This window comes from Microvirga sp. 17 mud 1-3 (assembly GCF_003151255.1).
Taxonomy (GTDB): domain Bacteria; phylum Pseudomonadota; class Alphaproteobacteria; order Rhizobiales; family Beijerinckiaceae; genus Microvirga.
Map to the genome: position 1 here is coordinate 977,228 of NZ_CP029481.1, position 9,427 is coordinate 986,654.

11 protein-coding genes and 1 pseudogene are annotated in these 9,427 nt (G+C 64.5%); 5 read left to right on the forward strand and 7 right to left on the reverse strand.

Annotated elements, in window-relative coordinates:
- Positions 1–150: 150 nt before the first annotated feature.
- Positions 151–975, reverse strand: a complete 825-nt coding sequence (locus tag C4E04_RS04540; RefSeq protein ID WP_109595373.1) for a 3'(2'),5'-bisphosphate nucleotidase CysQ — start codon at positions 973–975, stop codon at positions 151–153.
- A gap of 166 nt (positions 976–1,141) precedes the next feature.
- Between C4E04_RS04540 and chpT the strand changes: the two genes are divergently transcribed.
- Entirely contained in the window at positions 1,142–1,783 is a 642-nt protein-coding gene (gene chpT, locus C4E04_RS04545) for a histidine phosphotransferase ChpT (RefSeq protein ID WP_109595375.1), read from the forward strand.
- Here chpT and C4E04_RS04550 read toward each other — a convergent pair.
- On the reverse strand, positions 1,758–2,678 hold the full coding sequence (locus tag C4E04_RS04550; RefSeq protein ID WP_109595376.1) for a LysR substrate-binding domain-containing protein: 921 nt from the start codon (positions 2,676–2,678) through the stop codon (positions 1,758–1,760). The genes chpT and C4E04_RS04550 overlap by 26 nt on opposite strands.
- Positions 2,679–2,808: 130 nt before the next feature.
- Here C4E04_RS04550 and C4E04_RS04555 point away from each other — a divergent pair, with 130 nt between their 5' ends.
- On the forward strand, positions 2,809–3,663 hold the full coding sequence (locus tag C4E04_RS04555) for an EamA family transporter (protein WP_245416233.1): 855 nt from the start codon (positions 2,809–2,811) through the stop codon (positions 3,661–3,663).
- Between the two features lie 7 nt (positions 3,664–3,670).
- Here C4E04_RS04555 and C4E04_RS04560 read toward each other — a convergent pair whose 3' ends face one another.
- On the reverse strand, positions 3,671–4,108 hold the full coding sequence (locus C4E04_RS04560; protein ID WP_109595377.1) for an EamA family transporter: 438 nt from the start codon (positions 4,106–4,108) through the stop codon (positions 3,671–3,673).
- A gap of 94 nt (positions 4,109–4,202) precedes the next feature.
- A complete protein-coding gene (gene ctrA / locus C4E04_RS04565) occupies positions 4,203–4,904 on the reverse strand; it encodes a response regulator transcription factor CtrA (protein WP_109595378.1) in 702 nt (233 codons plus the stop codon).
- 515 nt (positions 4,905–5,419) lie between these two features.
- On the opposite strand from ctrA, the gene fliJ reads away from it, so the two are divergent.
- Entirely contained in the window at positions 5,420–5,818 is a 399-nt protein-coding gene (gene fliJ / locus C4E04_RS04570) for a flagellar export protein FliJ (protein ID WP_109595379.1), read from the forward strand.
- Positions 5,819–5,879: 61 nt separating this feature from the next.
- Here the strand turns inward: fliJ and C4E04_RS04575 are convergent, their stop codons facing one another.
- Positions 5,880–6,500, reverse strand: a complete 621-nt coding sequence (locus C4E04_RS04575; protein ID WP_174219250.1) for a GNAT family N-acetyltransferase — start codon at positions 6,498–6,500, stop codon at positions 5,880–5,882.
- A gap of 255 nt (positions 6,501–6,755) precedes the next feature.
- On the opposite strand from C4E04_RS04575, the gene C4E04_RS04580 reads away from it, so the two are divergent.
- Together C4E04_RS04580 and C4E04_RS04585 are read left to right on the forward strand one after the other, a co-directional pair.
- Complete coding sequence (locus tag C4E04_RS04580) at positions 6,756–7,760, forward strand: lysylphosphatidylglycerol synthase domain-containing protein (protein ID WP_109595381.1); 1,005 nt, start codon at positions 6,756–6,758, stop codon at positions 7,758–7,760.
- Positions 7,760–8,593, forward strand: a complete 834-nt coding sequence (locus C4E04_RS04585; protein ID WP_109595383.1) for a class I SAM-dependent methyltransferase — start codon at positions 7,760–7,762, stop codon at positions 8,591–8,593. The genes C4E04_RS04580 and C4E04_RS04585 overlap by 1 nt, the downstream gene beginning before the upstream one ends.
- 12 nt (positions 8,594–8,605) lie before the next feature.
- On the opposite strand, the pseudogene C4E04_RS04590 reads toward C4E04_RS04585, so the two are convergent.
- Positions 8,606–8,800 (reverse strand): annotated as a pseudogene (locus tag C4E04_RS04590) (helix-turn-helix domain-containing protein); the annotation flags it as partial.
- Between the two features lie 255 nt (positions 8,801–9,055).
- A complete protein-coding gene (locus C4E04_RS04595) occupies positions 9,056–9,331 on the reverse strand; it encodes a DUF1153 domain-containing protein (RefSeq protein WP_109595385.1) in 276 nt (91 codons plus the stop codon).
- Positions 9,332–9,427 lie beyond the last annotated feature (96 nt).

The window sequence follows — 9,427 nt, forward strand, 5'->3', positions numbered from 1 at the left end:
CCATCTCCTCGCTTGAGACGCCGGCGCCGAGACGCCGGCAGGAAGTGCCAGATCGGGCCTTCCGCCCGGACGAAGCCGGCCTGGAGCACCGTCGACGGAGTGTTTTAATGCCGTCAACCCTAACAAACTCTGTACGAAGCGGCCGGAATGCTAGCAGGAGACAGGAAGAGCAAGGCGAGGCGCGAGGGCGATGTCGCCGAGAGCCGCGAAGGGCCCGTTGCGGTAGTCGCGATCCTTATGACCATAGGTCAATGGCGCGCCGCCAGGACCGATGACCCGACCGCCCGCGCGGGAGAGGATATGGTCCCCCGCCGCCGTGTCCCACTCCATGGTCGGCCCGCACCGCACGTAGATGTCGGCTTCCCCTGAGGCGATAAGGCAGAATTTCAGGGCCGAGGAGGCCATGCGCCGGGTGCCGATCGAGAGGGTGGACAGGCAGGCCTCGGTGGCGTGGTCCCCATGGCGGCGGCTCACGAGAGCCACCAGGCCATTGTCCGGCGCGGCCCTTGTCCCGATGGGCTGCCATGCGATGGCCTCGCCCGGGTCGCCCGGGATGGTGCCCATTTCAGCCCGGGTCCCGGCGATCCAGACGCTTCCAAGGGCCGGCGCCGCTACCACGGCCGAGATGGGCCGGTCGCCCTTCACCAGGGCGATGTTGACGCTGTATTCGCCCGTCCCGCGGATGAAGTCGCCGGTTCCGTCGAGGGGATCGACCAGGAAGAAATACGAATCCGTATCGGCGCGGCTTGCCGTCTCCTCGGCGACGACAGGGATGTCGGGCCAGGCGAGGTTGAGGCGTCGGATGATAATTTCTTCGGCCGCAAGATCTGCGGCCGTGCAGGGCGTCCCATCGTCCTTGAGGCGCTTGTCGATGGCGGCGTGCTCCATCCGCCGCAGAATTTGTCCGGCCTCGATGGCGATCTTTGCCAGTTGCCGCGCCAGGGCATCGGTGTCGCTGTCGTCGAGACTCGTCATGGTCGTGCCGCTCGGCCGGGCATAAGGGTTCCTTTGCCTGCTTTTCAAAGAACTCGGAGGCGGGTATCCCGGTTCACGTTCTCTTTCCTGTTCTCGCCTAAGCTTCGCAGATCGCAACCCGATTGTGCAAGCATTGGACCGAGCCGACGGTCATTCCGGAGCCCTTATGGCCACGATTTCTCTCGATTCTCTCGATCTCGCCGCTCTCCTGTGTTCCCGCGTGTGCCATGACGTGATCTCCCCGGTCGGGGCCATCGTGAACGGCCTCGAAGTGCTGGAGGACGACAACGACGCCTCCATGCGGGAATTCGCCCTTGAGCTGATTGAGAAAAGCGCCAAGCAGGCCTCGGCCCGCCTTCAGTTCGCGCGCCTCGCCTTCGGGGCCGCGGGATCGGCCGGGGCGGCTATCGACCTGGGGGATGCGGAGCAGGTCGCGCGTGGGCTGTTCCAGGACGACAAGATCTCCTTCGCCTGGTCGGCGCCGCGGCTGCTCTTCCCGAAGAACCGGGTCAAGCTGCTGCTCAACCTGATCATGATCGCGATCAACGCCATTCCGCGCGGCGGCTCCATCTCGGCGAGCGTATCGGGAGACGCGGAGACCTGCGAGTTCATCATCCGCTCGAAGGGAATGAATGCGCGCATCCCGGTCCATGCGGAGGCGCTGCTTGCGGGCGAATCCGAGAGCGGCACCGTCGATGCCCATGGGATCCAGATCTACTATGCCGGTATGGTGGCTCGCGCAGCCGGCATGACGACTGCCTTCAGCATCGAGGGCGACGAGGTCACGTTGCGGGCGACATCCGCATAGGCATCGGCAAGGGCAGGGGCGTCTTCCCGGCCTCCTGCGCCAGCCAGGTGCAGAAGGCCTGCGCCTTGCGGCTCCGCCGCGGTCGGCGCACGGCCACATAATCCATCCCGCTCCCGACGAAGCCGAACGGGGCCACGAGGCGGCCCGCCCTGATATCGTCGATCACCAGCTGCCAGGGTGCGATCCCGACCCCGAGGCCGCCCACCGCCGCTTCGAGCATGTAGTAGAAATGCTCGTATTCCGTTCCGGCGAGCGCGAAGGCACTGCTTGCGGCCCTGTCGATCCAGTCGGACCAGGCATAGGGGCGGGTAACCGTATGGAGGAGGGGCGCCTGCGCCAGATCGCGGGGTTCCGCCAGATGCAGGCGCGCCGCAAGGGCCGGGGAGAGGACCGGCCCCACCGATTCCGCGAAGAGGGTCGTTGACGGCGCCTCGGGCGGCAGAAGATGCTCGGTGAGCCGGATCGCCACCTCGTAGCGGTGGCGCGTGAAGTCCACCGGCGCATGGGAGGCCGAGAGCCTTACCTCAATCCCCGGATAAAGCTCCTGGAACCGATACAGACGCGGGATCAGCCAGCGCATGCTGAACGTGCCCGTGCAGGACACGTCGAGGGCTCCTTCCTCCTCGTCCGCCACGGCGCGGATCCCGGTCTCGATGTGATCGAACCCGGTGGTCAGGTGGGACAGAAGGGTGCGCCCGGCCTCTGTAAGCCTCAGCGCGTTCTTCGGCCCCTCGAAGAGCCGGATGCCCAGCACGGTCTCCAGGTGGCGCACTTGGCGGCTGATGGCGCCATGCGTCACGGAAAGCTCCTCCGCCGCCAGGGTCATGCGGCCGAGACGGGCCGCCGCCTCGAAGGCCACGAGAGCATTTAGGGAAGGAAGGCGACGCTGGGCCATGGAATGAAAGCCATGTGAGAAAAGCGCACATCGTTCGTCAGATCATATCGATTATCGAGCCCTCTGGCGCGTGAGACAAGGGCACATTCTCGGGAGGCCGCAGCCCCGCGGTCCTAGCCGGGAAGTCACCTTGAAGGGAAACGACGTGGAGCCGATGGTCTTCGGAGCCGTGCTGCTGGCGGCCTCCATGCATGCGGGATGGAACGTGGTCGTGAAGGTCGGGCTCGACCGCTTCTCGTCCATCGTGCTGCTGGCCTTGTTCTCGGCCCTGATCTGCCTTGTCCTGCTTCCGTTTTTCCCTCTTCCGGCCGCCGCATCCTGGCCCTGGCTCCTGGCCTCCGCCATGGTCCATGTGGTCTACAAGCTTACCCTGGTCCGCGCCTACGAGCATGGCGACCTGTCCCAGGTCTATCCCCTGGCCCGCGGCACGGCGCCCCTCGTCGTCGCCCTCGTGAGCGCCGGCTTCCTCGGGGAGGCGATGACCGGCGCGAAGCTGTTGTCGATCCTGCTGATCGGAGGCGGCGTCTGCCTCATGTCCCTGCGTGGAGGAGCCGTCGGGCGAATGCCCCCGAAGGCCTTCGTCTTCGCTCTCGCGACGGCAGGATGCACGGCGAGCTACACGCTGCTCGACGGAGTCGGCGCACGATTGTCCGGCTCCGCATCCGGCTTCATCATCCTGCTCAGCATTTTCGACGGTCTCTTCACCTGTGCCTACGCAGTTTCGCGGCGCGGCCTGCGGATGCTGGTGCAACTGGCACCGGCCTGGCGCATGGGCTTTGCGGCCGGAGCCATGTCCCTTGCGTCCTATTGGATCGCAATCTGGGCCTTCACGAAGGCACCCATCGCGCTCGTGGCGGCACTCCGGGAAACGAGCGTTCTCTTCGCGGTGCTGTTCGCAGTTTTCTTCCTGAAGGAACGGGTCGGAGCAGGACGGATCGCGGCTGCCGTCGCGATTGCGGCCGGTGTCATCCTGATGCGTCTTTAAGAGCGCATCATCCCCTGTAGGCGACGAGCACGGCTCCAGCAGCGATCAGCGCGACGCCGGCCCAGTTCCACTCGGACAGGCGCTCTCCAAGGAAGAGCACGCCGAACAGTGCGACGAGGACCACGCTCAGCTTGTCGATGGGTGCAACCCGCGCCGCATCGCCGATTTTGAGCGCGCGGAAATAGCAAAGCCAGGACGCGCCTGTGGCAAGGCCCGACAGGATGAGGAACGTGAACGTTCGCGTCGAGATTGCGCCCCAACCCTGCCATTGCTCACGTGCGGTCAGAATTGCGCCGATCACGAGCAGGATCGTGACCGTGCGGATGAAGGTGGCGAGATCCGAGTCGACATTCTCGACTCCGACCTTTGCGAAGATCGCCGTCAGTGCCGCGAAGACGGCGGAAAGCAGAGCCCAGAATTGCCACGATACAAGAAGCGATCGCATCGGAGGTGCTCCGTTCGGGGTGCAACCTTTGTATCCTAACAAAAAGCCCGGCTTGTGGCCGGGCTTTTTTGAGGGATGGAGAGAGGAGAGAAGATCAGACGGCGATCCGCTCTTCCGACTCGCTCGGCTCGCGTAGCACATAGCCGCGGCCCCATACGGTCTCGATGTAGTTCTTGCCCTGGGAGGCATTGGCGAGCTTCTTGCGCAGCTTGCAGATGAAGACGTCGATGATCTTCAGCTCCGGCTCGTCCATGCCGCCATAGAGATGGTTGAGGAACATCTCCTTCGTCAGGGTCGTGCCCTTCCGTAGGGAGAGGAGTTCCAGCATCTGGTATTCCTTGCCCGTGAGATGCACGCGGGCGCCGCCCACCTCGACGGTCTTGGTGTCGAGGTTGACCACCAGATCGCCCGTCGTGATGACCGACTGCGCGTGGCCCTTGGAGCGACGCACGATCGCATGGATGCGGGCGACAAGCTCGTCCTTGTGGAAGGGCTTCGTCAGATAGTCGTCGGCGCCGAAGCCGAGGCCCTTCACCTTGTCGTCGGTGCCGGCCATGCCGGAGAGAATCAGGATCGGCGTCTTGACCTTCGCGACGCGCAGGGTGCGCAGGACCTCGTAACCCGACATGTCGGGAAGGTTCAGATCGAGAAGGATGATGTCGTAGTCGTAGAGCTTGCCGAGGTCGACGCCTTCCTCGCCGAGATCCGTCGCATAGACGTTGAAATTCTCGGACTTCAGCATCAGCTCGATGCTCTGCGCAGTTGCGCTGTCGTCTTCGATGAGAAGTACGCGCATGTTTATTCCCCAGCCCTTGCCCTTGGGCCACCGAACAGCGGATGGCTGTCCATCTGCCACAGGGCCTGTGGCGGATGCCCTCTTGAACTGATTCGAAACGCTAGTTCAGAATGGTTAACAAACCCTGATTCAGACATGCAAGCGCTTAACGACTTCGGCGTGCCCGCCCGTCGTCCCAGACCTCCGTCCTGTGGATTATGCCCTGCCATTCTGACCCGCGTTGCAAATTGAAACTCTTTGCTTTCCGGGATTTTTCATCCCGGCCCAACGACATCCGCAAGGAATGCCGCCGTGACGGATCCAGTGTTAACGCGTTCGGTAAACGAAAGGTTGATGGTCCCCGCCTGTGGATAGGTCTCTGCAAAGGTGACGTATGGCACCGCAACCTTTCGCGGGGATTTCCTCGGCGGCGGTAAGGAAAGCTCAACTTCCGTGCTCGATGGTAAACGTGTCCGGCGGATAACTGAGCGATCCACCCGGGCACGTGAAACAGCGACGTGTGGAGTTGAATCAAGATGAAGTCGCGGGATACGCTCATCCGCCTCAAGCGCTTTCAGGTCGACGAGAAACGTCGGAAGGTTGCGCAGATCGAGATGATGATCGCAGAGTTCGACCGCATGGCGGCCGATCTCGATCGTGAGATCGCGGTGGAGGAGCAGAAGGCCGGGATCTCCGATCCGAACCACTTCGCCTATCCGACCTATGCCCGCGCAGCGGCGCAGCGGCGCGATAATCTCCGCCAGTCGGTTGAAAACCTGCATGCCCAGCTCGACGACGCCAAGGCGGAGCTCGGGGAGGCTTTCGAGAGCCTGAAGCGCGCCGAGAGCCTCGAGGATCGCGAGCGCGGCGATCCGTCCCGCGAGGCCGTCGTGGTCCAGGCCACGCAGTCGCGGGCCATGCGTGCCTCTGCGTAAGCCGGGGCCGCGTTAAACGTTTCGCAAAGGCGCGCTGAGAGGCGCGCCTTTCGCATTTCAATCAGCGTGAGCCCAGAAGCGGTACGTGCGGGCCCGCCTCGAGCGGAAGATGGCCTGCGAGCCGCGGGTCATCCACCACCTCGATCGCTCTCTTGTAGGGCTCGAACCCAGCCCGCCGGTAGAAGCCCAGGGCATCCGGGTGGTCGAGCGAGCAGGTATGGACGAAGAACCATCCGATGGGCTTCTCGAAGGCCCGGCGGATCGCCTCCTGGATGAGGAAGCGCCCCGCGCCCCGGCCGATGGTCCCGGGCACCAGGCCCAGAAAGGCAAGCTCGGCTTCTCCTTCCGGGCGGAAATCCAGTTCGAGCAGGCCGATATCGGTCGAGCCGTCCCGCAGGACATAAATCTCAACCCGCGGGTCGGTGAGGATCGCCTCCAGCTCCGTATCGGGCATGGCGGCGCGGCTGAACCAGAGCCAGGGCTCTCCGATGCGCCGGAAGAGGTCGCGGTAGCGCGCGGTTTCGCCCCTCGATCTCTCAAGGGACAGGCCGTCCGGGATCGCGGGGGCGAGGGCAGGAGAGGGCCGGCCCATGTGCAGATAAGTCACGATGGCCGCGATCTTCCCTTCAGGAAGATCGGTATATCCGTTGAGATTCAGCGCGGCCGAAGGGGTGCTGGCCATCGAGGACGGTCTCCTGGCACGGGGGCTATGGACGCCTGATGTCTCACGGGAATGGCCGGAGAGCAACGGGCGGGAGGGCGCCCGCAGGACGACGGGTTACCGGCTCATTACGTAGGGGAAGGCGGGTGCGGAAAACCTATCCCGATCGGCTTGCGAAAATTGCTCCGATCCCGCTTGCCCGCGACCGACTTCCCCCTTGCGGTGCAAGGGCTTGTAGGGCACACAGGGGCAAGTGCTGAGGAGCCGCCCGCGTCGATGAAAAATGTGCGTGAGTTCATCTGGCCCGTGATCGGGCTGCTGGCGGTCTGCGTTTCCGGATGGCTTCTCTATCGTGAACTCCGCGGCCTTTCCCTCGACGACGTGTGGGAAAGCCTCAAGGCGGTGCCGTCCCATCGCTACCTGCTGGCCGGCCTGTCCACTCTCGTGGCCTATGGCGCGCTGGCTTGGTACGACCGGATCGCGCTTCTGCATCTCGGTGTCCGGCACATTTCCTGGCTGTTCGTGTCCGTCACGTCGTTCACAACCTATGCCCTGTCCCACAATATCGGCGCCTCCGTCTTCTCCGGGGCGGTCGTTCGCTACCGGGCCTATTCGTCGAAGGGGCTGAGCGCCTCCCAGATCGCCGTTCTGGTGGCGTTGTGCTCCTTCACGTTCGGGCTGGGCACCATTCTGCTCGGCGGGGTGGTGCTGACCCTCGATCCCACCCTCCTGCATCGCCTTGAGAACGTGCTTCCTAGCGTCCTGACCAATCCGGCCACGGCGCGGATCGTCGGCTTTATCCTGCTTGGCCTGGTCGTCCTCTATGTCGCCGGGTCCATTCTTCACCTCCCGCCTATGGTCATCCGTAAGGCCAAGTTCGAATATCCTCGCCCGGCGATCCTGTGGCGTCAGCTGATGGCAGCGCCATTGGAGCTGCTCGGCGCGGCCGGCATCATCTATTTCGTGCTTCCGTCCCATCTCGAGCCCAGCTTCGTCATCGTCCTGGCGGTTTTCCTTGCGTCCTTCTCGGCGGCCCTCATCAGCCATGCTCCAGGGGGCCTCGGGGTCTTCGAGATCGTCTTCGTGACGGCCATGCCGGACATTCCCAAGCCCGACGTTCTGGCGGCGCTGATCGTGTTTCGGGTCTTTTACCTCCTGATCCCGTTTGCGCTCTCGCTGATCGTCGTCCTCATGTTCGAGCGCGCCCGCCTGGCCCAGGCTTGGCGTGGGCGCGGCAGGTCCGACGACCGGCCCCCGCTACCCCCTTCGCCCTTGGTCTGATGCCCAGGCCGGTCTCCTGGCGCCGCCTCGGCTTTGGCCTCTCGACCCTGCTCGGGGGCAGGGCGCGTGGTTTCTTCATTCCCTACCGCTATGCCGAGAGCGTCGAGGCCGCCGGGTATCCGGCCCTCCTTCCGCTCTTCGATGAGGCGAGGCCCCGGTTCTCGACGCTTCTCGATGCGATGGAGGCCTGCTCGGCGAATCTGCGCCTGATTGCCCGTGGCCAGGGCCCGGCCCGTTTCGATCAGGACTGGTTCCCTCGTCTCGATGCCGCGGCCGCTTATGCGATGGTGCGGACCCACGCTCCGAAACGGATCGTCGAGATCGGATCCGGGCACTCCACCCGGTTCATGGCGCAGGCCGTTCGGGACGGCGGCCTGCCGACGCGGATCACATGCATCGATCCCGCCCCGCGGGCTTCCCTGGCCCAGCTCGACGTTGCCCACAATGCGGTGCTGCTGCGCGATGCGGATCCACGCCTGTTCGAGTCCCTGGCGGCCGGCGATGTCCTGTTCGTCGATTCCAGCCATATCGCGATGCCCGGAACCGACGTGGACCGGCTTTTCCTGGACGTGCTGCCGCGCCTCGCCGGCGGAACCTTGATCCATGTCCACGACATCGTCCTGCCGGATGCCTACCCGCAGGTCTGGGAATGGCGAGGATATAACGAGCAGATGCTCGTGGGGGCCCTCGTGCAGGGAGGCGCTTATGAGCTTCTCTTCGCGAGCCACTTCGTCGCGCAGGCCATGCTGGGCGAGCGCCCCAAGGGTATTCTCGCGGAGCTCCCGCTGCCGCCGGGCGCCCACGAGACCAGCCTCTGGCTGCGCAAGCGCTGACGCGGCCGAACCTCAGCAGGCCATGCCGCCCCGTGCCTGACCCGGCTCGGGCACCGAGAAACCGGCCTCGGCATATTCGTTCAGCTTGTTGCGCAGGGTCCGGATGGAGATTCCCAGGATCTTCGCCGCATGGGTACGGTTGCCCCGGCAATAATCAAGCGTGTCGAGGATGAGGTGCCGCTCCACGTCCGCGACGGTCTGGCCGATCCGAATGACCCGCGTGGCCCCAGGATCCCCGTTGCGCAGGGCCGGATCCGTATAGGCGGCCGAGGAAGGGGCGGGCGGGTGCGGGAAGTCGTAGGCTTGCGACACGTAGCGGACCTGTCCATGCAAGGGGGCTGCAGGACAATTGTCCGAGGATGGTTAGCAATGTCTTAACGGCAAAGCTTCATGCTCCCAGCAGGCGCGGGAAGGGCGCGGTCCTGCGGGAGCCGCGCCCTTGAAAGGGAGATCTGCCGGGACTTACTGGCGGTAATGCTGGATACGCGTCGTGCGCAGGCCCGCGAGACCGTGCTGGTCGATGGAGAGTTGCCAGCTGAGGAACTCCTCGGTCGTCAGGGTATACCGCTGGCAGGCCTCCTCGAGGCTGAGGAGGCCGCCGCGAACGGCGGCGACGACTTCCGCCTTGCGGCGGATGACCCAGCGGCGGGTGCTGGAGGGCGGAAGGTCGGCAATCGTCAGGGGACTGCCGTCGGGCCCGATGACATACTTGACCCTCGGGCGGTGGGGTTCGGTCATGATACGCTCACACAAAAATATTCAACGACCTTGATGAGCGTGACGTTATGCGACGCCGATTAATGTTTTCCTAAGCGCGCACAGGGGCATGAGGGC

What these genes read in the sequence shown, in the direction of transcription:
- C4E04_RS04540 (WP_109595373.1), bottom strand. Translation starts at nt 975, where the DNA reads ATGACGAGTCTCGACGACAGCGACACCGATGCCCTGGCGCGGCAACTG.
- chpT (WP_109595375.1), top strand. Translation starts at nt 1,142, where the DNA reads ATGGCCACGATTTCTCTCGATTCTCTCGATCTCGCCGCTCTCCTGTGT.
- C4E04_RS04550 (WP_109595376.1), bottom strand. Translation starts at nt 2,678, where the DNA reads ATGGCCCAGCGTCGCCTTCCTTCCCTAAATGCTCTCGTGGCCTTCGAG.
- C4E04_RS04560 (WP_109595377.1), bottom strand. Translation starts at nt 4,108, where the DNA reads ATGCGATCGCTTCTTGTATCGTGGCAATTCTGGGCTCTGCTTTCCGCC.
- ctrA (WP_109595378.1), bottom strand. Translation starts at nt 4,904, where the DNA reads ATGCGCGTACTTCTCATCGAAGACGACAGCGCAACTGCGCAGAGCATC.
- fliJ (WP_109595379.1), top strand. Translation starts at nt 5,420, where the DNA reads ATGAAGTCGCGGGATACGCTCATCCGCCTCAAGCGCTTTCAGGTCGAC.
- C4E04_RS04575 (WP_174219250.1), bottom strand. Translation starts at nt 6,500, where the DNA reads ATGGCCAGCACCCCTTCGGCCGCGCTGAATCTCAACGGATATACCGAT.
- C4E04_RS04580 (WP_109595381.1), top strand. Translation starts at nt 6,756, where the DNA reads ATGAAAAATGTGCGTGAGTTCATCTGGCCCGTGATCGGGCTGCTGGCG.
- C4E04_RS04585 (WP_109595383.1), top strand. Translation starts at nt 7,760, where the DNA reads ATGCCCAGGCCGGTCTCCTGGCGCCGCCTCGGCTTTGGCCTCTCGACC.
- C4E04_RS04595 (WP_109595385.1), bottom strand. Translation starts at nt 9,331, where the DNA reads ATGACCGAACCCCACCGCCCGAGGGTCAAGTATGTCATCGGGCCCGAC.